This is a genomic window from uncultured Cetobacterium sp. (assembly GCF_947072685.1).
Lineage (GTDB): Bacteria > Fusobacteriota > Fusobacteriia > Fusobacteriales > Fusobacteriaceae > Cetobacterium_A.
This window is the reverse complement of record NZ_CAMTIK010000001.1, coordinates 21,023-42,527: the sequence shown is the minus strand read 5'-3', so window position 1 is coordinate 42,527 and position 21,505 is coordinate 21,023. Positions and strand designations below refer to the sequence as shown.

The following is a 21,505-nucleotide window of genomic DNA, read 5'->3' as shown; positions in this document are numbered from 1 at the left end:
GTATAATATATTATGAAAAAATAAAAGGTTAGGGAGGGGAAAATGATAAGTTTTATAGGATCTTTAATAGCTTTAGTTTTAGGTTATTTTATCTATGGAAAATATGTTGAGAAAGTTTTTGGAATTAATGAGAAAAGAGAGACACCAGCTGTGAGGTTAGCGGATGGTGTAGACTATGTTGAGTTGGATTGGAAAAAGGCATTTTTAATTCAGTTTTTAAATATTGCTGGATTGGGGCCTATATTTGGAGCTGTAGCTGGGGCTCTTTGGGGACCAGCAGCATTTTTATGGATAGTTTTTGGTTGTATATTTGCGGGAGCAACTCATGATTATCTTTCTGGGATGTTATCGGTTAGACACGATGGAGCTACAATAGCTGAGATAGTAGGGCACTATTTAGGAGATACAGCTAAACAGATTATGAGAGTATTTTCAGTTGTACTTTTAGTTCTTGTAGGAGTTGTATTTGTAAATGGGCCAGCAGGAATTTTAGCTAGTATGACAAATATAAATACATTGATATGGGTTGGAATAATTATAGCATATTATATGTTGGCGACAGTTTTACCTGTAGATAAACTGATTGGAAAAATTTATCCTATATTTGGGGCGTCTTTAATAATAATGGGAATTGGAATAGGTGGAGGGCTGATTATACAAGGTTATGATATCCCGGAGATTTCAATGATAAATCTTCATCCACAAGGGACCTCAATCTATCCATATCTATTTATAACAATAGCCTGTGGAGCTATTTCAGGATTCCATGCAACTCAGTCACCACTGATGGCCAGATGTATGAAAAATGAGAGAGAAGGAAGAAGAATATTTTATGGTTCAATGATTGCAGAAGGAGTTATTGCACTTGTTTGGGCAGCGGCAGCTATGACATTCTTTGGTGGAACAGAGGGATTAATGAATGCTGGACCGGCTGGAGTTGTAGTTAATACAATATCAAATAGTATTCTTGGAAAAGTTGGAGGAGCATTGGCTCTTTTAGGTGTTGTGGCGTGTCCTATAACATCTGGAGATACTGCGTTTAGAAGTGCAAGATTGGCAATAGCTGATGCAATAAGCTACAAACAAGGACCAATAAAAAATAGATTTATAATAGCTCTTCCGTTGTTTGCAGTGGGAGTAGGACTTTGCTTTATAGATTTTGCAATAATCTGGAGATACTTTGCGTGGTCAAATCAAACACTGGCAACAATAGCGTTATGGGCAGGAGCAGTATATTTAGCAAATGAGGGTAAAAATCACTGGATAGCAACAATTCCAGGTGTTTTCATGACTGCTGTAGTGACAACATATATTTTGATAGCACCGGAAGGATTTAGACTTTCAGAAACGATAGGATATGTTGCAGGAATAGTAGCGGCAATTTTGGCTTTAGGATTATTCTTGAAAAAAATAAAAACAGTAAAAGTAAAAGAAACTGTATAAAGACAGAAGAAGCTCCTATGAATTGGGAGCTTCTTCTATTTTATCACCAAAATTTCTTTAAGTTCTTTGACTTTGTTTCTGCTGACAGGAATTTTAAAATCTTTTTTCAGAACTTTTATAATATATGTTCCATTAAACCAGGGTTCAACTTCAACGACTTGATCAATATTGACAATATATGAACGATGACATCTAAAAAAACTATTTTCAATTAAAAGTGTTTCAAATTGAGAAATTTTTAGTTTTGAAGAGTATGTAGATTTTGAAGTGAAAACTCGAGTCTCTTTTTCATCGGCTTCAACATATAAAATATCTGAGATCGATATGACAACCATTTTAGAATCTAGATTGACGGTTATTTTTTTTGTCAAAAGATTATCTTTGATTAAAACTTCAGGAGTAGTTTTAGAAAAATCGGCAACTAAGTTATCCAAAACTTGAATTATTCTATTTTCAGAATAGGGCTTTAAAATATAATCAAAAGCTTTTATTTCAAAGGCATCCGCTGCGAAATCCCTGTATGCAGTTATAAAAACTAACTTGATCTCTTTATCTAATCTGTGAATGATCTTTCCTAAACTCATCCCGTCTAGTTCGGGCATATTGATATCTAAAAATATAACATCAATTTTATGGCTATCGATATATTTTAAAGCGTCGATTGGATTTTCAAACTCTTTTTCAATTTGAAATTTTTTATTGTTATTAATAAAATATTTTAACTCTTCTCTAGCAGGAAATTCATCCTCAACAATTAAACATTTAATCATAAATTCTCCTTTTAAATTGCAAATGAAATGTGTGTTCCTTTTTCTAATCTTTTAATTTCAAGACCTTTACCATACATTAGCTTTAGCCTGTTATGAACATTTTTTAAACCGATATTGTTCTCGATTTTTTTTTCTATATTTTCGATGATATCCAGGTCAATTCCGATTCCATCATCCTCAATAGATACTTTACAACCAGCTTCGATTTTTTCAATAGTTATTTTTACAACACCTGAATCTCGTTGTTTTAAAATACCGTGTTTTATACTGTTTTCCACAAGAGGTTGAATGGTTAAACTGGGTATTGTGATACCAGTTAAATCCTTATCAATACTATAAATAACATCAAACTTGTTATAAAATCTTGCTTTTTCTATATTCACATAAGCTTTAACTTGCTCCAATTCTTTTTCAAGAGGGACAACTTTTGAAGTGTTTTCAAGATTGTATCTCAAATATGTGGAGAGATCGATAATAATCTCTCTAGCTTTTGTGGGATTAAACCTAACAAAAGAAGCGGTGGTATGCAAAGCGTTGAAAAGAAAGTGTGGATTTATCTGGTTTTGTAAAGCTTTTAGTTCAGCATCTCTGGCCATTATTTTTAAGTTTTCAATTTTGCTTATCTCTAGTTGAGTGGATATTAGTTGTGAAAGACCGATGGCCAAGTATTTTTTTCGAGCGGTTATATGTTCTTCGTTGTTGAAGTATATTTTTAAAGTCCCAGAGACATGTTCATCTTGAAAAAGTGGGGCTATAATACATGATTTTATTCCTTTTTGAGTGTAATTAAAATCAGTTTTTTCACTGTCTTTATCTAAAATTAAGACCTCGCCCTGTTTTAAAACTTTTTTAGTTGCCTCACTTTGGATTTTTCCGTGAGATATATCAAACTCTTTTGAAATCGACGCACTGGCAATGAGATTTTCCATATCGGTGATCACAACAACTTGAGCAAGAAGAGCATCTAAAACTATTTTACAAACATCATTTAAAGATTCCCCTTTCCTAAAAAAAGGGAGAGTTTTGTTGGCTATTTCCAGAGCTAACTTAGCTTGATTTCCAGCCTCCTTCTCCTTCTCCTCCAAAATTTCATCGGTTATAATTATGATTACAGCCACTCCCAAACCATTGATAAAAATCATAGGAAGATATAGGTTTTTGACAATATCAACAGCTAAAGCTCGGTCAGTTGCGAGTACTAGAATTAAAAACATACTTAAATTTTCTACTAAAACTCCTCCCATAAAACCCAAAAGTGAGCGGTTGCTTTTGGTAGCTTTTTTAAAAAGTTTGCTGGTTATAACTCCCCCACAAATAGTTGCAATGGCACAAGGGATAGCCGTAAACGCACTGACACTTGTGAATGCAACTCTATGGACACCAGCTATGATTCCGGAAATAATAGCAACTTCTGGTCCGGCTAACATACCGCCAACAACAACACCTATATTTCTGGTATTTGCGATAGCTCCCTTATAGTCAATTCCAATATATGTACCTAAAATAGCCAATCCAGAAAAAAATAGAGATAATAAAAAAATATCTTTTTTTGTTTGTTTTTCTCTACTAAAAATATTTTTAGCACTTTTAAATCGTGTGAAAAAAAATGCTATCGCAATAATATAACCTAAAGTATTGAAAAGCTTACTTGCTAATTCGAACATCTATAACACCTCATAAGAAATAATCTTAATTATAACACGAAAAAAAATAAATTAAACATGGAATGATTATTAATTTTGAAATTATATATCCCATGCTATAATACAGAATATAATGGATATGAGGAGATGATAAAAGATGTATTCTATAGATTATAAGGTGACAGTATCAGATATAAATTATGGTGGACATATGGGGAATGAGAGGGCTCTTTTATTGTTTCAACAGGCTAGAATAGATTTGTTTAAAAGCTTAGATGTTTCGGAGATTGATACAGGAGAGGGTGTTGGAGTTATTCAAACAGATGCCCATGTCTACTATAAAGGGGAAGGTTTCATAGGAGATACTTTAAAAATTAGTATAGTTGATATTGAGATGAAAAAAATAAGTTTAAATTTTAAATATGAAGTTTTGAATCAAAAGGGATTTAAGATTTTAGAGGGGAGTACATTGATACTTGCATACAACTATAATTTAAAAAAAATAGGAAGATTTTCCGAAGTTTTTTTGAATAGATTGAGAGAAACTATAAATTAGAGCGTGGAAGGTGCTTTTATGGAGGAAAGAATTAAAAAAATAAAAAGCAATGAAATAGGAAATGGAAAATATATCTTATATTGGATGCAGGAGTCTCAGCGTACAAGGTATAATTTTGCACTGGAAGAAGCTATTAGAATTTCAAACCAGAAACAGCAACCTCTTTATGTGGTATTTAATCTTATGAGTAACTACCCACAGGCACAGAAGAGGCATTTTGAATTTATGTTACAAGGATTAAAAAATGTAGAGTATAATTTAGAGAGAAAAAAAATAAGATTTATACTACTAGAAGGTAATTTTAAAGAGAATATATTGAAAATATCAAAAGAAGCTTCGGTTGTGGTGTGGGACAAAAGCTATTTGAAGTTTCAAATTGAAAATAAAAAAATAATTTTAAATGAGATAGAGTGCGATGTTTATGAAGTGGAAAGCAATGTTTTGGTTCCGGTTGAAGTGGTTTCAATGAAAGAGGAGTACAGTGCTAAAACTTTTAGAGATAAGTACAATAGGATTAAAGATAAATATATTGTTAGGATAGAGGAGGAAAAATACAGTGTGGAATATCCTTTGAAAGACAAGCTGAATGAAATGAATAGATCGGATAGATATCTGCCTAAAAATTTTGAAGTTTTAGATGGAGGATTTATAGGGGGAGAGGACGAGGCATTGAAAAGACTTGAAAATTTTTTGGAGTTGAAGCTAAAGTTTTATTTAGAAAAAGGACCAGACAATGAAAAATATTCAAAGCTATCTCCATATCTTCATTTTGGAAATATATCTCCACTTCAAATATGTATGAAAGTGATTGAAAGTTCTAAATTTACAGAATGCCAAGAGAGTTTTTTAGAGGAATTACTTATTCGAAGAGAACTAGCTATAAATTTTGTTTATTATAATAAAAATTATGATAAATGGGATGGAATAACATATGGGTGGGCCTATGAAACGTTAAAAAAACATTTGCTAGATAAACGAGATTATATCTATTCTCAAGAAAAACTTGAGGCTTGTGATACACACGATAAATATTGGAATAGTTGCCAGAGTCAGATGGTTGAAACAGGATACATGGATGGCTATATGAGGATGTATTGGTGCAAAAAGATATTGGAGTGGAGTGAAACACCACAAAGGGCATATGAAATAGCGATTGATTTAAACAATAAATATTTTTATGATGGAAGAGATCCAAGTTCTTATACAGGTGTGGCTTGGTGTTTTGGAAAGCATGATAGAGCTTGGAAAGAAAGAGCTATTTTTGGAAAAGTTAGATATATGAACTCAAATGGGCTAGAGAGAAAATTTGAAATGGAAACATATGTAAAAAAATACGGGAGATGAGGGATTATCCCTCGCTCCCGTATTTCACTTTATTTATAAATTTGCGGATTGTATATGTGAGAGAAGATGTATCCAGTCCGTAGTGAGATAGTAGCTCCTCAGCTTTTCCAGATTGTCCAAAAGAGTCATTTACACCGATAACTTTAACAGGGATTGACTCAGAAGATAAAACTTCTAAAACGGCAGAACCCAATCCACCGATAGTTTGATGTTCTTCTATTGTTATAACTCCTTTAGTTTTTTTAGCACATTTGACAATGAGTTCTCTATCGATAGGCTTAATTGAAGACATATTGACTATTTGAAGAGAGAACCCCTCTTTTTTTAAAATCTCTCTGACTTCAAGAGCTTTTGAAACCATAAGTCCAGTTGCTATTATAGCGATATCTTTACCTTCAGCTAGAACGTCTCCTTTTCCGATAGTGAAAGTTTTGTTTTCATCATAAATTATGGGGTAATCAGCACGAGAGAGCCGGATATAACTTGGACCGACATCTTCTATAAGTGTTTCCAAAAGAGCTTTGGTTTCGTTGGCATCGCAGGGTTGAAAAACCTTCATATTGGGAAGAACCATCATGAGCGCTATATCCTCTAAGCACTGTGCAGATCCGCCATCCTCACCTACGGTTAAACCGGAGTGGGTTGCAACAATTTTAACATTTAAATCATTGTAACAGAGAAGCATTCTTATTTGATCATAGGGTCTTGTGGCTATAAAAGATGCAAAAGATGAGGCAAACGGAATAAAACCTTCACTTGAAAGACCAGCGGAAATACCAATTAAATCCTGCTCTGCAATCCCTATATTAAAAAATCTTTCGGGAAACTCTCGTTGAAAATATATAGCTTTGGTTGAATCTTGTAAATCAGCAGAAAGTGCAACAACTTTATCGTTTAATCTGCCTAATTCCAAAAGAGTTTCACCAAAAGCTTCTCGGGTAGACTTTTTCATACTCCCACCTCCAACTCTGCAATTGCCCTATTATATTCCTCTTCATTGGGAGCTTTCCCATGCCAAGAACTATTTAGCTCCATAAAACTGACACCTTTTCCCTTGATAGTGTTTGCTATTATAACGATAGGTTTTTCTTTATTTTTTAAAAAGGTTTGATAAGCTAAGCTTATATCTTTGACATTATGTCCATCAATTTCTAAAACCTTCCAACCGAATGCTTGAAATTTGTCTTTCAAAGGTTCAATATTTTTTATATCTTTGACAAAGCCGTTCTCTTGAACTTTATTAGAGTCTATTATTGCACATAGATTGTGGAGATTTCTATCTCCAGCAGTCATAATAGATTCCCAAACACTCCCCTCTTGAAGCTCTCCATCTCCCATATAACAGAAAACTTTAAAGTCGGATTTTTTTAAAATTCCTCCTATTGCTACCCCACAAGAATAGCTTAAACCTTGTCCGAGAGAGCCAGTAGAAAGTTCCACTCCAGGAACCGATTTAGAAACATGACCTTGAAGAAGAGCTCCAAATTTTCTAAAATTATGTAGCTCTTTTTTAGGAAAAAAATTAAATTCAGATAAAATTGAATAGACTAAAGGTGAGGCATGACCTTTTGAAATAATTACTCGGTCACGGTTTTCAGAGTTTGGATTTTTAGGATCAAATTTGATAAATTTGTCATATAGAGTGTAGAGAAGTTCGACTCCAGAGAGAGAACCGCCAGGATGACCAGATTTAGCATTGTAGATTGTAGTTAAAATCTCTTTTCTTAATTTTATATAGATATTGTCCATAAAAGTACCTCCTTGCAAAAGTAATACAAAAAATGAAAAAAAATCCTTTTAAAATAAAAAAAGGAAAAGATAAATTTTTTTACAACAATATACATATCAATATTTTTTTAAGGAGGAAACACTATGAAGAGAATGAAACTATTATCATTATTAGCATTGAGTGTATTTATCTTAGCTTGTTCAGGACAAAAAGAAGAGGCTAAACCAGTTCCTGAAACACCAGCAGTAGAAGCTCCAGTTCCAGCGGATAAAACTCCGACGGATGCTAAAGCTGAGCAGATGACAGAGAAGCCAGCGACAGAAACACCAGCAAATGAATCGGTAACTCAAACAGTGGATAAAACAACAGATCAAATAGGGGTAGATATAGAAAAGGTTGGCGACAAAGCTAAAGAGAAGATAGATGAAGGTGTGGACGCTCTGAAAGAGAAAATAGCACAATAGATAGAAACAGGGGGGTAGTTTTAAAACTACCCTTTTATATTTAAAATCTCTTCCAATTTAATATAGCTGAACTCGATAATATCATTACAGCTAACACCAGTTTTTTTCAGGTCGATACAAATTTCAGAGCCGTACTCATCTTTGATACTTTTTAAAAGCTTAGAAGTTAATTCTTTAGCTTGGTTTTCATCACTATAACACTCTCTACCTTTTGTGAATCCAATAATCATAACAGCGGCGTTTACAGCTCCACAAACACTTCCAACAGTTAAACCAGTTCCCATTCCACTTCCGATAGCAACTGGAATATGGGCATCATTATTTTTATTGAAAGCATCAATAATTGTTTCAGCACAGTTAAATGTGCCTTTAATATAGTTTGTTTTTTTACTCATTTTTTAACCTCCGTTCGAATATTACTCTAATATATAATATTATTACTTCAAACTATCTTTGTCAATATAAAAAATAAATTTGGAAAATTGTAAATAAAAGGGTACAAATAGATTATATATCTGTCATGAAGGGGGAGTTTGTGATGTTGAAAAAAGTAGGTTATATGATGGTTTTACTGTTGAAAATGGGTTGTGTATTATTTTATGAGGTGTTAATAAAGTTTTCAGTACTATTTTATATTATTTTTATTTTTGGATTGATAGTTACAATAAAAAATAAAAATATCACATCTGAAATTTTGTTTGTTTCGATTTTGTTTTTACTGGGCAGTTGGGGTTATTGCAAGTTATACACAAAAATATTGAAGTGGATTTTAAAGTTGGAAAGTAAATTAATTTAAAATAAATAAAGGAAAAGTGTTTTATTTTTATAACAATGCTATCAGAAGTAGAGCGGAATTTAATAACTCTAAAAAATTAAAGGAGGTTTGAAAATGGCAGACGATAGCAAAAAACTTGGTCTGATAGCTCTGACAGCAGTTGTTATTAGCGCTATGATTGGCGGTGGGGTATTCAATCTTCCACAAAATATGGCTCAATCAGCAGGTCCGGGTGCCATTATAATTGCTTGGGTTGTGACAGGTGTTGGAATGTGGTTTGTAGCAAATACTTTTAGAATTCTTGCCGAAGCGAGGCCAGATGCGACTACAGGAATTTATACCTATGGAGAGTTAGGATTTGGTAAATTTACGGGATTTTTAATGGCTTGGGGATATTGGTTGTCCAACTGTTTTGCTAATATTGGGTATGCAGTACTTCTGATGGATTCTTTAAACTATTTTTTCCCTGGATATTTTACTGGTGGAAATAATTTGAACTCTGTTATTGGAGGATCTATAGTAATTTGGATTATATATTTTATTGTGATGGCTGGAGTTAAAGGAGCGACATCATTAAATACAATCGGAACAATAGGGAAGTTACTTCCAATTGTGATATTTCTTTTAATAATGGCATTTGTTTTTAAGGTATCGGTATTTTTTACAAACTTTTGGGGAACTGAAACGATTGTTTCTTTAGCTGATAAACCTTTAGGAAGTGTTATGTCTCAAGTGAAAGGGACTATGCTTGTAACTCTTTGGGTTTTTATAGGTATAGAGGGTGCGGTTGTTGTTTCAGATAGAGCAAAAGATCAAGCAGAAGTTGGAAAAGCGACCCTTTTAGGATTTTTAGGATGTCTTGTGATGTACATATTCTTATCTCTGTTGCCCCTAGGAACTCTTTCTCAAGGAGATATATCGACAATGGCAGCTCCATCTACAGCAGAAGTATTGGCACATGTTGTTGGAACTTGGGGAGATTGGTTGATGAATATTGGGGTTATTATATCTATTTTAAGTTCTTGGTTAGTTTGGACTATAATGCTTTCAGAGCTTCCTTATGCAGCTGCAAAGGCAGGAACTTTTCCAAAAGCTTTTGCAAAATCAAATAAAAATGACTCACCATCATTTTCATTGTTGGTGTCGAGTCTTTTTATGCAGTTTACCATGATTGTTGTTTATTTTTCTAACAATGCGTGGAATTTGATGTTGAGTATAACAGGGGTTATGGTATTGCCTTGTTATATTGTTTGTACAACTTATCTATGGAAGATAGCTACGAAAAATGATAACTATCCAAACAATATATTTGCAAGCAGAAAAACAGCTAGTTTAACAGGGCTTTTAGGGACTATATATGGATTGTGGCTAGTTTACGCAGCAGGACTTAACTATATGCTTTTAGCGGCTGTTATATATGCTGTTGGAATTCCATTTTTTATGAGAGCAAGAAAAGAATCTGATCCAACAAATGCAGAATTTACAAAGGATGAAAAAATATTTTCGGTAATTCTGTTTATTCTTGGGATTTTAGGATTTATCTATTTGATGATGAACTATAAAACTCTTTTAGGGTAGTTAATAGATTTGATAAACAAGGAGGAAACAAATGAAGATTGACAAAACAGCAATTAGTTTTTATGAGGATTATTGTGATGGATATGGAGCTCCCGGATCAACTGGAAATGGGTATGTTTCTGTATTGAAGGTATCTGTTGGAACGGTACCAAAAACTGATGATATCCTTATAGATGGGATTGTAGCTTATGATAGAGCTGAGGTTAATGACGCTTATGTAGGGCAGATAAATATGCTTACAGCTTCATCTTTTTGTGGACTTGCAGGTCAAGTTTGGGGGTATGATCTAGCAAAGCATGATTCGATAGCTCAAGACATAAATCCCACAGTTTTAGAGGTGCCACAATATGATGGTTCAATGCTAAAAGTTTATGACGCGAAACCTCTTTTAGAAGCTGGAGTAGAGCTGTTTGGTACTGAATCTAAAAGAAGATTTCCGCCACTACCAGGGTCTCATATGATCTGTGCCAATAAAGGTGTTACGGCATTTAGACCAAAAGATGATAAAAAATTTAAAGAGAATGAAGGGTATGGAGTGTGGTGTTTCATAGCTATTTCAATAGCAAAAGATAGAGATAAAAATGCCAGTCTATTCATAGAGGATGCCGGAATTTGGACTAAAAATGATAAACCAGAGGATTTAAAGGCTTTCTTAGAAGACCACAGAAAAGCTATTGTTTGGTCGGTTGTGGAGTGTGGTAAGGATTCTCATATAGCTTACGATAGAACCTATGTTGGATTTGCGTATACAATAATGAAACCGGGTGAGATTGGAACTTCGTTAACTTGTGGGCCATATGTAACTTTAGCAAGAAATGCTGTTCCAGAAGCTGGATTTGGAGAGTTGAATAACGTCACTTTATCGGAGTGGTTAGCTGGGCAAAAGTTAAAACCTATTGTAAAAAAAAGTAAATAAAGAATATAGAAAAGGTTGTGCCAAAATAATGGCACAACCTTTCTTAGTATATAAATGTAAATGCTTTTTCAGTTAAAACTTTAATTTTTGAGTAGTCGATATCATCGTCTTGAGATGAGCATCCACCAGATGAACACCCACCAGACGAGCAGCCTCCACTAGAACACCCACCAGATGAGCAACCACTACCACAAGATTGTTCCTCTTCACCTTTTGCATAGTCAGGATTTTTTTTCAAAAACTCCTCATAAGTTTCAAGGTATCCTTGAGAGGTCAAAGAGGTGTAGATATTTTCTAACTCTTCGGCACTGAGACCAAGGTTTTTCATAATAGCCCCATCACTGTAGACCATTCCACTCATAAGAAATTCTAAAACTTTTGTTTCTATATTATTCATAAAATTATCACCTCGTATAATAAAAATTATCCTAATTCCATTGTATCACAAAAAAAATAATTTGTTAATTTTTTTACAAGCGTGGTATAATTGACGAAAAATATATACTATATTTGGAGGGAATGTGGAAGAGAAAATATTCTTAAATAAGCAAGAAATGGTTGAGTCTTCAATAAGAACAACCTACAGAAAAAAAATATGGTCAAAGTTTACAAAAGCTATAAAAGATTTTGATTTGATAGAGGATGGGGACAAAATAGTGGTTGGAGTCTCAGGTGGAAAAGATAGTCTGCTTTTAGCTAAACTTTTTCAAGAGTTAAAAAAAGATAGAAGTAAAAATTTTGAAGTGGCTTTTATCTCTATGAACCCTGGATTTGGAGCATTGGATTTGGAGCAGTTTAAAAATAATTTAATAGAGTTAGGGATTCCGTGTGAAATTTTTGATGCGAATGTATGGGAGATAGCGTTTGAAGCAGATCCAAATAGCCCGTGTTTTATGTGTGCCAAGATGAGAAGAGGAGTTTTGTATAAAAAAGTAGAGGAACTGGGATACAATAAATTGGCTTTAGGGCACCATTTTGATGATGTGATTGAAACAACACTAATAAATATGTTCTATGCTGGAACGACAAAAACAATGATTCCAAAGGTTGGTTCAACGAGTGGAAAATTAGAGTTGATAAGACCACTAATCTATATAAAAGAGCAGGATATAATAAACTTTACAAAGAAAAATGAGATTTTAGCTATGGCATGTGGATGTCCAATAGAGTCAGGAAAAGTTGATTCGAAACGAAAAGAGATCAAAGAACTTTTAGCGACATTGGAGGCAAAGAACCCACAGATAAAACAGAGTATATTTAATTCAATGAGAAATATAAACCTAGATTATGTCTTAGGATATGTTTCTAGCGACAAAAAAGGAGAGTAAGCTTGTTAAAGATAGATAAAATAATGGATTTAAATGGATATATATTTCAAAACTACAGTTTTGAAGTTTTAGAGGATAAGGTAAAAGTTGTAAATACAAAAGAGGAAATAGTTATTGAGATAAACTATAAATCCCATAAAATAGTTAAACTTTTAGATAAAATATATAAATTGACAGAGTTAAGAGTTACGTTGTCTCAAATAGATGAAAGAGAGATTCTGACGTTTATACAGGATAAAGGGTTTGAAAAGACTCTTTGGAGTCCGATAGGAAAGGCCATGTGTGACTATAAGATGATTGAAGATGGAGACAGAGTGGCTGTTGGAATATCTGGTGGAAAAGATAGCTTGACGGTTTTGAATGCTCTTATAAGAATTAAAAAAATATCTGAGATAGATTTTGAGATATTTCCAATACATATTCACCCTGTAGAGGAGGGTGGTAATTATGGAGAAATAAAAGAATACTGTAAAAAGATGGGCTTAGAGCTTCAAGTTATAGAAACAAGTATAGGTGAGAGCATTTTGACAAACAAGGAGTTGAAAAATCCATGTTTTATGTGCGCTAGAGTGAGAAGAGGGCTTTTGTATAAAGAGATGAAGCTCCAGAACATAAATAAGCTAGTTTTGGGTCATCATAAAGATGATATAGTTGAAACATTTTTGTTGAATGTTTTCTATCAGGGGAATATGGGGGTTATGAAACCGGCATATGACTCTGAAGAGTATGGGTTGAAGGTTATAAGACCGCTGGCTTATGTAGAGGAGAAAGAGATTATAAAATATGCAAAAAAATTAAATCTTCCAATACTTCACAATGATTGTCCATATGAGACAAGTGATAACTCAAAACGTTTAAAAGTGAAAAAGTTGATAGAGGAGCTATCTAAAGATAGTCCAAATATTAGAAGTGTGATGCTTAATAGCATAAAAAATCTATTTGTATAAAAAAAGCTTTAATAATCAAAGTTTTATTCTTGACAAATATTCTTAGATGGATTATAATCCTATTATAAAATAAAAATTATAATGAGGAGGTTTACTTTATGACACCGTTAATTTTTGCAGAGCAGAATAAAGAGTTCATTATAAAAGAGATAAAAGGTAGAGACAAGGATAAAAATAGATTGACTGAAAAAGGGTTTTGTATAGGGAATAAAATATGCTTATTGAGGGATGATCAGAGTAACTATATCGTTAAGATAAATGAAACCAAATATGTTTTAAACTTTGGTTTGGCAAATAAAATAATAATAGATGAAAAAGTATAAATATAAAAATCACAGCTAGTCTGTGATTTGTTTTTAGAACAAAACTTTGATTTACGAAATATATCGTTAACTTAGGAAACGGGAGGACAGGATGAAACTTACAGATTTAAAAAGGGGAGAATCAGCAAGAATTTTAAAGATTGGAAAGATTGGGGAATTAAAAAAAAGACTCGTTGATATGGGAGTTACTGCGGGTGAGACTATAAGGCTTGAAAGGAATGCACCGTTGGGAGATCCACAGGAATTTATAGTTAAATCTACAAATATAGCGATAAGAAAACAGGATGCACAAAATATAGAAGTTGAAAAGGATTAGGAGAGAGACAATGATAAAAATAGCGTTTACAGGAAACCCAAATGTAGGGAAATCAGCACTAATAAATGCCATAGCAGGGTCTAATTTGAAAGTTGGAAACTGGGCAGGAGTAACAGTAGAAAAAAAAGAGGCAGAGTTTGAATATAGAGGTGAAAAAATCCAGTGTATAGATTTGCCGGGAGTTTATAGTTTAAGTCCATATACACTTGAAGAGATGATAACTAGAGATTTTATAATCAACGAAAGACCAGATGTGGTTATAAATATAGTGGATTCTACAAATTTAGAAAGAAATCTATACCTTACTATGCTTTTAAAAGAGCTGGGAAGACCTATGGTCATGGCTCTGAACTTTTTTGATGAATTTGAAAAATTAAACTACAAATTGGATATGAAGGAGTTTAAAGAGTTGGTTGAGATGGATGTTGTTATGACATCTGCCACAAAAAAGACGGGGCTTCAAGAACTTTTAGACAGAGCTATCGAGATTGCCAAAAATAAAAAAAATGAAGTGGAATATACACTTTTATTCGATAAATGTCTTCAGGATGCGATTGAGGTTGTAAAATGCAAAATAAATTGTGATGAGACTCTAACTAAAGCATCTGCAAAGTTCGGAATTAACTTTTTAGCAATAAAACTTATAGAGCAGGATTCACATCTGCTTGAAATTTTAAAAGCAGATTACAACTATTCTTTGGATGAGGAGATTGTAGAACTTGGGAAGCAATTAGAAGAGGATCATGACGAGGATGTTGAAACAATTTTAGCCGAGGGAAGATATGGAACCGTTAAAGGTATTTTAGCTAAGACATTCACAACATCAATCAAATCAAGATTGGATTTTACGGACAAAGTGGATAGAGTTCTCTTGAATAAATATTTAGGGCTACCAATATTTTTTCTTATAATAATTGGATTGATGGGAACTGTATTCAATGGATCGGCTCCACTAATAGATTGGATAGATGGTTTTGTCAACGACTATATAGGAAAATATGTAGGGATGTTAATAGATGAAAATACTCCGAAATGGTTGGCATCACTTGTGATGGATGGAATTTTAGGAGGAGTTGGAGGAGTCGTTGTATTTGTTCCTCTGATGTTGTATCTATATTTCTTCTTAGCTATACTTGAAGAGAGTGGCTATATGTCTAGAGTAGCATTTTTAATGGATAGAATAATGACAAAATTGGGGCTGAACGGGAAAGCTTTTGTTCCGATGGTGTTGGGATTTGGTTGTACTGTACCAGCAATATATGCGACAAGAACTTTAGAGGACGATTCATCTAGAAGACTTACGGCAGCTATGGCACCGTTTATGTCTTGTGGTGCAAGACTTCCAGTTTATGGACTGTTTACAGCTGCATTTTTCGGAGCTAAAGCGGGATTAGTAGTTATGTCACTATATGTTTTAGGAATAGCTGTGGCCATTTTAACTGGATTGATTTTAAAGAATTTTAAAATGTTTAAAGCTGAAGGTAAGGCTCTGCTGATAGAACTTCCACCTTATAGAGTTCCAAGTTTAAGAGTTATTTTAAAGTCGACGCTTTCAAGAACTGGTTCATATTTGAAAAAAGCTACTACTATAATAATGGGAATGCTGATGATTTTATGGGCATTGACATATTTTCCAAATGATGGAGATACATCCAATTCATATATGGCAAAATTTGGAAAAACTTTCCAAGGAGTATTAAAACCGACAGGATTTGCTGACAGATGGGAAACAGTTGCTGCAATACCGCCAAGTTTAGCTGCAAAAGAGATAGTTGTTGGATTTATGGCGCAGGTTTTAGTTGGGGATAACGCAGATGTGGAAGAGGATACAGAGCAAACAACGTTTGTTGAAGATACAAAAGATCAGATTGTGAGTTTAGGAGTGGCTGTTAAAGATTCAGTTCTTGCTGTTGTAAGCCTGGATGTAAAAGGTTTGTTCTCAGTTCCGGAAGCCAGTGAGATAGAGGAAGAGGGAAGTGGAGTTGTGGCAGCAACGAAGATGTTGTGGACAGATGAGCTAGCTCCTTTAAGAGCCTATTCATTTATGGTGTATATCTTGCTAGTAGTGCCGTGTGTGGTGACTCTGGGAGCGATTAAACAGGAATTTGGATATAAATTTACAGGATTTATAGTGACACTACTTTTAGTGGTGCCGTATATAGTTTCTACATTAGTATTCCAAGTGGGTAAACTATTCTTTTAACCCTTAAGGAGGAAAAATTGAAAACAGTTATATTGATAGCAATAGTAGCTATAATAGGAGCAGTTGCACTAAAAAGTCTTTACAAAATGTTGAAAGGTGAAAGTGGTTGCAGTTGTTCAAAAGGAAAAAATGGTTGCAGTTTCAAAGATAAATGCAATAAGAACTAAAAAAAGAGTAGATTTCTACTCTTTTTTCGATTGTATTTCAATTATATGTTACTCATCATCTTTTAGCCAGAAAACTTTTTCTGTAGAGTCGTCAGCTTCGATTTCAACAGTTTGCATATTGTAGATAAAATCATCTAATGGGCAAACAAGGACAGCCATGACAACGTTGTCAGGAAGTTCCATTCTAAAACTTTTTAATTTTTTTAAAAGGAGATCCACTTTATCTCCAGAAACAATAAGGTGGAATACAGCTTCTGAACCTGGCCAAACATGATTGTTTAAATGTCGAATACCGTGCTCCCAGCTACCCTCTAATTTAGATTGGATAGTGTAGTAGTGAAATCCGATCTTATGCAGAAATGTTTGAAGATTATTTTTTTGAGAATCATTTATATAGATTACAACTCTTTTTACATTTTTTCTATTAATCATCATCCGATCGCCTCCTAAAAAAATATTGTTACTACAGTTATTACTACATTTTTTTGGAAAAATCAATAGCTAATTGGGAGGGTTAAAGATATCTACGATTGCAGAATAAGAACATATAGAGAAAAAAATTCAAGAATAGAAATAAAAAATTTAAAAAAAGTACACATTTTTATAAATGTGTGGTATAATCTAATGAATGAATATAAATAGATTAAGGAAGTGAATATGGAAAAAATATTAACGTTTAGAGATTTAGGTTTAACTGAAAAAACTTTAAAACCTCTAGAAAAAAAAGGTTTTGAGCAACCGAGTCCAATACAGGCATTAACTATACCAGCACTATTAACTGGAGATAAGGATATAATAGGTCAAGCACAAACAGGAACAGGTAAAACTGCCGCGTTTTCGTTACCTATATTAGAGAAAATAGAGAGTAGTACAGGAAATGTACAAGCTATAATCCTAGCTCCAACAAGAGAATTAGCTGTTCAAGTAGCAGAGGAAATGAACTCGTTAGCAGCAGGAAGAAGATTGAAGATAATCCCAGTTTATGGAGGACAATCTTTAGAGCAACAAAAGAGACAACTTCAAAGAGGAGTAGACATCGTTGTTGGAACTCCAGGAAGAGTTATCGATTTAATTAACAGAAAAGTTTTAATACTAAATAAGATTGACTACTTTATATTAGACGAAGCTGATGAGATGTTAAACATGGGATTCGTAGAGGATATAGAGCAGATTCTTAAGTCTACAAACCAAGACAAAAGAATGTTATTCTTCTCGGCAACTATGCCAGCTGAAATCTTAAAAATCGCTAGATCACACATGAGAGATCATGAAGTATTAGCAGTTAAAAAGAAAGAGTTAACTACAAACTTAACAGAGCAAATTTACTTTGAAGTAAAAGAGAGAGATAAATTTGAAGCACTTTGTAGAATAATTGATATCGAATTAGATTTCTATGGAATTGTTTTCTGTAGAACTAAAAACGATGTAAACGAATTAGTAGGAAAGTTACAAGATAGAGGATACGATGTTGAAGGATTACACGGAGATATCAGTCAAAATCATAGAGAAGTAACTTTAAAGAGATTTAAGAACAAAAACTTAAATATCTTAATAGCTACAGACGTTGCTGCAAGAGGAATTGACGTTAACGATCTTACTCATGTAATCAACTATGCTATACCTCAGGAAGCTGAGAGCTATGTTCATAGAATCGGAAGAACAGGAAGAGCTGGAAAGCAAGGAACTGCAATAACATTCATAACTCCATCTGAGTACAGAAAACTTCTTCAAATTCAGAAAATAACTAAAACTGAAATCAAGAAAGAGCAAGTTCCAGGAGTTAAAGATGTTATCTTAGCTAAGAAAACTAGACTATTTGATAATGTTAATAACATCATCAGTGGTGGAGATGCTGAAAGTTACCAAGAGATGGCAAAAGAGTTATTAAATCAAGAGGCAACTCCAATTGAAATAATCGCTGCTATCCTTAAAAACTGTTATGATGAAGAGTTAGAAGAGTCTAACTACTCAGATATCGAAAGTGTTTCTTTAGATAAAACAGGAAAAACAAGATTATTTATCGCTTTAGGTAAAAAAGATAAAATGACTCCTAAAAAGATTGTAGATTTAATATCTTCAAAAACAAAGATACATGAGTCAAAATTAAAAGGTGTAGAAGTATATGAGAACTTCTCATTCGTTTCAGTACCATTTGTTGAAGCTGAAACAATAGTGGATATCTTCCAAAAAGATAGAAGAGGAAAGAAACCATTAATAGAAAAAGCAAAGCAATCAAGAAAATAATTAAATAATGATGTTAAAGAGCTGTAACGAGGGAAACCGAAGTACAGCTTTTTTCGGCATATTAGGGAGAGATGGCATGAAGAAAAAAATCATAGTTTTACTTTTTGCAATTGTTATAGGTATTTTAACAATTTTTAAAGTCTATTCGGTGCAAAAAACTGAAAAAAGAGATTATGATGTACGGGTTGATTTGAAGCAAGGAACGAGTTTGAAGAGAGTATTTGAAAAGATAGGAGTAGAAAAATCCATTTTTTTTAAGGTATTTTTAAAATATGAAAAAGATTCTGGAAAAAATATAAAAGCTGGATTTTATGAGTTTAAAGGGCAGTATTCATATGAGGATATTTTAAATATGATGGAGGGTGGAAAAGTGAAGTATAAGATACTGACAATTCCAGAGGGATACTCTATCAAAGAGATAGCGAGAGTTTTGGATGAAAAGGGATATGGTTCAGAAGAAGGATTGAAAAAAGCGTTAGAAAATGTTAAAGATTTTCCATATCCAACTCCAAATGGAAACTTTGAAGGCTACCTTTATCCTGAGACATACTATCTTTCTGTGGATGTAAAAGAGGATGAGATTGTCAAGAAGATGTTGGGAGAGTTTTTGAAAAAATTCCCACCAGAAAAGTATCCGGATAGGAAGAAGTTCTATAAAGATTTGATAATGGCATCTATTATTGAAAGAGAAGCACAACTAAAAGAAGAGAAAGCATTGATGTCTTCAGTATTTTATAACAGATTGAAAAAAGGAATGAAACTGGGATCAGATGCGACTGTAAATTATATATATGACTATCAAAAGAGAAGGATGTACTATAAGGATTTAAAGGTGGACTCACCATACAACACCTATATGTATACAGGATTACCTCCGGCACCAATTGCAAATCCACATACGAGTTCGATGGAAGCTGCAATGAATCCGGCAAGGACAGACTATCTGTTTTTTGTGGTGACAAGCGATGGAAAACACACATTTACAAAAACTTATAGAGAACATCTAGAGGTGCAAAAAAAGAAAAAATAGTTAGGAGTAAATAAATTGGAAAAAAAATCAGAAAAAATAGTTTTGGTTGGAATAAACAGCCAATATATACATACAAATTTAGCAATCAGATACTTGAAAAACTATGTTAAAAAATTCAGTGATATTCAGATAGAGATATATGAGAGCAATATAAATAGTCAGATTCAAACTATAATAACAGATCTGTTCAACACACAGGCTGATCATATAATATTTTCAACATATATTTGGAATAAAGAGTATGTTTTCACACTGGTTAAGGAGTTAAAAAAGATTTTACCGAATGTGAGAATAACTTTAGGTGGTCCTGAGGTGAGCTATAATGCCGAAGAATCACTGAGAGAGAACAGCTGTATAGACTTTGTTTTGGTGGGAGAAGGGGAGAGAGTTCTTTTGAATTTTTTAACAAAATCTGTTGCTGAAGTCAGAGGAGTAGCTTTTTTAGATGGCGGAGAGTTCAGATATTTAGGAGATGAATTTCCAATAGAAAACTTGGATGAGATACCATTTCCATATACTGAAACAGAGTTGAAAGAGAATATAAAAATACTCTACTATGAATCTACAAGAGGATGTCCATTCAGTTGTTCATACTGCTTGTCATCGATAGATAAAGGGGTTAGATACTGGTCATTAGAGAGGGTTAAAAAAGATCTATCCAAATTTATAGACTCTGGAGTGGAGCTTGTGAAGTTTGTGGATAGAACGTTCAATCTAAAAAAAGATAGATATTTAGGTGTGTGGAGTCATCTTTTAGAAAATTATAAAGAGAATATAACGTTTCATTTTGAAATAAATGCAAATATCTTTGACGATGAGGTTATAGAGTTTTTAAAAAAAGTTCCAGAAGGGTATTTCCAATTTGAGATAGGGGTTCAAAGTATCAATAAAGATACTATGAACAGTATAAATAGAAGAAACCTTTTAGAGAGATTGGAAAAAAATATAAAGGCAATATCTAAAAATATCCATCTCCATGTGGATTTGATTGCGGGACTACCTCACGATACATATGAAACTTTTAAGGATTCGTTCAACTATGTGTACGATCTAGATGCTGAGATGATTCAACTCGGATTTTTAAAAATATTAAATGGGACAAAAATATCTAAAGAGATAACTGATTATAATTATAAATATATGGAGTTTCCACCTTATGAGATACTATCTAATAACTTTATCAGCTACGGGGAATTAGTGAAGTTGAAAAATATTGAAAAGATGTTGGATTACTACTATAACTCTGAAAAATTCAGATACTCTGTGGGCTACATTGTGAAGAACAACTACTCATCTCCGTTTGAATTTTTTGAAGAGATAGCTGAGTACTACAGAAAGAACAATCTCTTGACCGTGGGGCATAAAGTTGTAAGTATTTTTAACCACTTGATGGACTTTTATAATAATAAAAATTTTGAAGGAAAAAAGATTTTTGTAGAGTATCTAAAGTTAGACTACTTGATGTTAGGAAAACCTGGAAGCTATCCTCAGTGGTTTATTTCTCAAAAGGATAAGGAGAGATACAACGAGATTATAGTTTCTAAAAATTATTCCTCTTCAAGAGAGGCATATAAAAAAACAGAGTTTGAAAAATTTAACTTCAATGTTTTGAAAGATGAGGTTGGAGAGATTGAGATTCTATTTAACTACATGCCGAAAAATGTTGAGTTAGAAGTGATCTTAGAGAAAAAATAACAGGGAAAAAAAGTTTGAAAAAGGTTCTCTATAT

General features: G+C 33.2%; 23 protein-coding genes. 16 read left to right on the top strand and 7 right to left on the bottom strand.

Going from position 1 to position 21,505, the window contains the following annotated elements:
• Nucleotides 1-42 precede the first annotated feature (42 nt).
• Nucleotides 43-1,443: a carbon starvation protein A gene (locus Q0V67_RS00210; RefSeq protein WP_297595897.1), complete on the top strand. Its 1,401-nt coding sequence runs from the start codon at nt 43-45 to the stop codon at nt 1,441-1,443.
• A 35-nt stretch (nt 1,444-1,478) separates the two neighbouring features.
• Here Q0V67_RS00210 and Q0V67_RS00205 read toward each other — a convergent pair whose 3' ends face one another.
• Both Q0V67_RS00205 and Q0V67_RS00200 read right to left on the bottom strand, forming a co-directional pair.
• Nucleotides 1,479-2,213, bottom strand: a complete 735-nt coding sequence (locus Q0V67_RS00205) for a LytTR family DNA-binding domain-containing protein (RefSeq protein WP_297595895.1) — start codon at nt 2,211-2,213, stop codon at nt 1,479-1,481.
• Nucleotides 2,214-2,224: 11 nt separating this feature from the next.
• Nucleotides 2,225-3,877, bottom strand: coding sequence for a sensor histidine kinase (locus Q0V67_RS00200; protein ID WP_297595893.1), 1,653 nt, complete (start codon nt 3,875-3,877; stop codon nt 2,225-2,227).
• A gap of 136 nt (nt 3,878-4,013) precedes the next feature.
• On the opposite strand from Q0V67_RS00200, the gene Q0V67_RS00195 reads away from it, so the two are divergent.
• Nucleotides 4,014-4,412 (top strand): thioesterase family protein, encoded by a 399-nt coding sequence (locus Q0V67_RS00195; protein ID WP_297595891.1) that lies wholly within the window; start codon nt 4,014-4,016, stop codon nt 4,410-4,412.
• A gap of 18 nt (nt 4,413-4,430) precedes the next feature.
• Nucleotides 4,431-5,756: a deoxyribodipyrimidine photo-lyase gene (locus Q0V67_RS00190; RefSeq protein WP_297595889.1), complete on the top strand. Its 1,326-nt coding sequence runs from the start codon at nt 4,431-4,433 to the stop codon at nt 5,754-5,756.
• A 4-nt stretch (nt 5,757-5,760) separates the two neighbouring features.
• Here the strand turns inward: Q0V67_RS00190 and Q0V67_RS00185 are convergent, their stop codons facing one another.
• Entirely contained in the window at nt 5,761-6,708 is a 948-nt protein-coding gene (locus Q0V67_RS00185) for a transketolase family protein (RefSeq protein WP_297595887.1), read from the bottom strand.
• The gene (locus tag Q0V67_RS00180) at nt 6,705-7,505 is read right to left on the bottom strand and encodes a transketolase (RefSeq protein WP_297595885.1); all 801 of its coding nucleotides are present in this window, start codon (nt 7,503-7,505) and stop codon (nt 6,705-6,707) included. The genes Q0V67_RS00185 and Q0V67_RS00180 overlap by 4 nt, the downstream gene beginning before the upstream one ends.
• A gap of 123 nt (nt 7,506-7,628) precedes the next feature.
• Here Q0V67_RS00180 and Q0V67_RS00175 point away from each other — a divergent pair, with 123 nt between their 5' ends.
• Nucleotides 7,629-7,949: a hypothetical protein gene (locus Q0V67_RS00175; protein ID WP_297595884.1), complete on the top strand. Its 321-nt coding sequence runs from the start codon at nt 7,629-7,631 to the stop codon at nt 7,947-7,949.
• 26 nt (nt 7,950-7,975) lie between these two features.
• On the opposite strand, the gene Q0V67_RS00170 is transcribed toward Q0V67_RS00175, so the two are convergent.
• Entirely contained in the window at nt 7,976-8,344 is a 369-nt protein-coding gene (locus Q0V67_RS00170) for a C-GCAxxG-C-C family (seleno)protein (RefSeq protein WP_297595882.1), read from the bottom strand.
• Between the two features lie 143 nt (nt 8,345-8,487).
• Between Q0V67_RS00170 and Q0V67_RS00165 the strand changes: the two genes are divergently transcribed.
• The 3 genes from Q0V67_RS00165 to hdcA all read left to right on the top strand — a co-directional run bounded on the left by Q0V67_RS00165 (nt 8,488) and on the right by hdcA (nt 11,218).
• A complete protein-coding gene (locus Q0V67_RS00165; RefSeq protein WP_297595881.1) occupies nt 8,488-8,745 on the top strand; it encodes a hypothetical protein in 258 nt (85 codons plus the stop codon).
• 93 nt (nt 8,746-8,838) lie between these two features.
• The gene (locus Q0V67_RS00160; RefSeq protein ID WP_297595880.1) at nt 8,839-10,302 is read left to right on the top strand and encodes a basic amino acid/polyamine antiporter; all 1,464 of its coding nucleotides are present in this window, start codon (nt 8,839-8,841) and stop codon (nt 10,300-10,302) included.
• A 31-nt stretch (nt 10,303-10,333) separates the two neighbouring features.
• Nucleotides 10,334-11,218, top strand: coding sequence for a histidine decarboxylase, pyruvoyl type (hdcA, locus tag Q0V67_RS00155; protein WP_297595879.1), 885 nt, complete (start codon nt 10,334-10,336; stop codon nt 11,216-11,218).
• Nucleotides 11,219-11,261: 43 nt separating this feature from the next.
• On the opposite strand, the gene Q0V67_RS00150 is transcribed toward hdcA, so the two are convergent.
• Complete coding sequence (locus tag Q0V67_RS00150) at nt 11,262-11,615, bottom strand: hypothetical protein (protein WP_297595878.1); 354 nt, start codon at nt 11,613-11,615, stop codon at nt 11,262-11,264.
• A 157-nt stretch (nt 11,616-11,772) separates the two neighbouring features.
• On the opposite strand from Q0V67_RS00150, the gene Q0V67_RS00145 reads away from it, so the two are divergent.
• The 6 genes from Q0V67_RS00145 to Q0V67_RS00120 all read left to right on the top strand — a co-directional run bounded on the left by Q0V67_RS00145 (nt 11,773) and on the right by Q0V67_RS00120 (nt 16,502).
• Nucleotides 11,773-12,546 (top strand): ATP-binding protein, encoded by a 774-nt coding sequence (locus Q0V67_RS00145; RefSeq protein ID WP_297596043.1) that lies wholly within the window; start codon nt 11,773-11,775, stop codon nt 12,544-12,546.
• Nucleotides 12,547-12,548: 2 nt separating this feature from the next.
• Nucleotides 12,549-13,493 carry an ATP-binding protein gene (locus Q0V67_RS00140; RefSeq protein WP_297595877.1) on the top strand — a complete coding sequence of 315 codons (945 nt, stop codon included), beginning with the start codon at nt 12,549-12,551 and terminating at the stop codon, nt 13,491-13,493.
• A 98-nt stretch (nt 13,494-13,591) separates the two neighbouring features.
• Nucleotides 13,592-13,816, top strand: a complete 225-nt coding sequence (locus tag Q0V67_RS00135; protein WP_297595875.1) for a FeoA family protein — start codon at nt 13,592-13,594, stop codon at nt 13,814-13,816.
• A gap of 91 nt (nt 13,817-13,907) precedes the next feature.
• A complete protein-coding gene (locus Q0V67_RS00130; RefSeq protein ID WP_297595873.1) occupies nt 13,908-14,132 on the top strand; it encodes a ferrous iron transport protein A in 225 nt (74 codons plus the stop codon).
• Between the two features lie 10 nt (nt 14,133-14,142).
• On the top strand, nt 14,143-16,335 hold the full coding sequence (feoB, locus tag Q0V67_RS00125) for a ferrous iron transport protein B (protein WP_297595872.1): 2,193 nt from the start codon (nt 14,143-14,145) through the stop codon (nt 16,333-16,335).
• Nucleotides 16,336-16,352: 17 nt separating this feature from the next.
• Nucleotides 16,353-16,502, top strand: coding sequence for a FeoB-associated Cys-rich membrane protein (locus tag Q0V67_RS00120; protein ID WP_297595871.1), 150 nt, complete (start codon nt 16,353-16,355; stop codon nt 16,500-16,502).
• Nucleotides 16,503-16,550: 48 nt separating this feature from the next.
• Here Q0V67_RS00120 and Q0V67_RS00115 read toward each other — a convergent pair whose 3' ends face one another.
• Complete coding sequence (locus Q0V67_RS00115; protein WP_297595870.1) at nt 16,551-16,937, bottom strand: PG0541 family transporter-associated protein; 387 nt, start codon at nt 16,935-16,937, stop codon at nt 16,551-16,553.
• Nucleotides 16,938-17,159: 222 nt separating this feature from the next.
• On the opposite strand from Q0V67_RS00115, the gene Q0V67_RS00110 reads away from it, so the two are divergent.
• From Q0V67_RS00110 to Q0V67_RS00100, 3 genes are all read left to right on the top strand, one after another.
• Nucleotides 17,160-18,746, top strand: coding sequence for a DEAD/DEAH box helicase (locus tag Q0V67_RS00110; RefSeq protein ID WP_297595868.1), 1,587 nt, complete (start codon nt 17,160-17,162; stop codon nt 18,744-18,746).
• 76 nt (nt 18,747-18,822) lie between these two features.
• On the top strand, nt 18,823-19,776 hold the full coding sequence (gene mltG / locus Q0V67_RS00105) for an endolytic transglycosylase MltG (RefSeq protein WP_297595866.1): 954 nt from the start codon (nt 18,823-18,825) through the stop codon (nt 19,774-19,776).
• 15 nt (nt 19,777-19,791) lie between these two features.
• A complete protein-coding gene (locus Q0V67_RS00100; RefSeq protein WP_297595864.1) occupies nt 19,792-21,471 on the top strand; it encodes a B12-binding domain-containing radical SAM protein in 1,680 nt (559 codons plus the stop codon).
• Nucleotides 21,472-21,505: the final 34 nt, after the last annotated feature.

Coding starts and splice junctions, on each gene's coding strand:
- Q0V67_RS00210 (WP_297595897.1), top strand. CDS start 43: ATGATAAGTTTTATAGGATCTTTAATAGCTTTAGTTTTAGGTTATTTT.
- Q0V67_RS00205 (WP_297595895.1), bottom strand. CDS start 2,213: ATGATTAAATGTTTAATTGTTGAGGATGAATTTCCTGCTAGAGAAGAG.
- Q0V67_RS00200 (WP_297595893.1), bottom strand. CDS start 3,877: ATGTTCGAATTAGCAAGTAAGCTTTTCAATACTTTAGGTTATATTATT.
- Q0V67_RS00195 (WP_297595891.1), top strand. CDS start 4,014: ATGTATTCTATAGATTATAAGGTGACAGTATCAGATATAAATTATGGT.
- Q0V67_RS00190 (WP_297595889.1), top strand. CDS start 4,431: ATGGAGGAAAGAATTAAAAAAATAAAAAGCAATGAAATAGGAAATGGA.
- Q0V67_RS00185 (WP_297595887.1), bottom strand. CDS start 6,708: ATGAAAAAGTCTACCCGAGAAGCTTTTGGTGAAACTCTTTTGGAATTA.
- Q0V67_RS00180 (WP_297595885.1), bottom strand. CDS start 7,505: ATGGACAATATCTATATAAAATTAAGAAAAGAGATTTTAACTACAATC.
- Q0V67_RS00175 (WP_297595884.1), top strand. CDS start 7,629: ATGAAGAGAATGAAACTATTATCATTATTAGCATTGAGTGTATTTATC.
- Q0V67_RS00170 (WP_297595882.1), bottom strand. CDS start 8,344: ATGAGTAAAAAAACAAACTATATTAAAGGCACATTTAACTGTGCTGAA.
- Q0V67_RS00165 (WP_297595881.1), top strand. CDS start 8,488: ATGTTGAAAAAAGTAGGTTATATGATGGTTTTACTGTTGAAAATGGGT.
- Q0V67_RS00160 (WP_297595880.1), top strand. CDS start 8,839: ATGGCAGACGATAGCAAAAAACTTGGTCTGATAGCTCTGACAGCAGTT.
- hdcA (WP_297595879.1), top strand. CDS start 10,334: ATGAAGATTGACAAAACAGCAATTAGTTTTTATGAGGATTATTGTGAT.
- Q0V67_RS00150 (WP_297595878.1), bottom strand. CDS start 11,615: ATGAATAATATAGAAACAAAAGTTTTAGAATTTCTTATGAGTGGAATG.
- Q0V67_RS00145 (WP_297596043.1), top strand. CDS start 11,773: ATGGTTGAGTCTTCAATAAGAACAACCTACAGAAAAAAAATATGGTCA.
- Q0V67_RS00135 (WP_297595875.1), top strand. CDS start 13,592: ATGACACCGTTAATTTTTGCAGAGCAGAATAAAGAGTTCATTATAAAA.
- Q0V67_RS00130 (WP_297595873.1), top strand. CDS start 13,908: ATGAAACTTACAGATTTAAAAAGGGGAGAATCAGCAAGAATTTTAAAG.
- feoB (WP_297595872.1), top strand. CDS start 14,143: ATGATAAAAATAGCGTTTACAGGAAACCCAAATGTAGGGAAATCAGCA.
- Q0V67_RS00115 (WP_297595870.1), bottom strand. CDS start 16,937: ATGATGATTAATAGAAAAAATGTAAAAAGAGTTGTAATCTATATAAAT.
- Q0V67_RS00110 (WP_297595868.1), top strand. CDS start 17,160: ATGGAAAAAATATTAACGTTTAGAGATTTAGGTTTAACTGAAAAAACT.
- mltG (WP_297595866.1), top strand. CDS start 18,823: ATGAAGAAAAAAATCATAGTTTTACTTTTTGCAATTGTTATAGGTATT.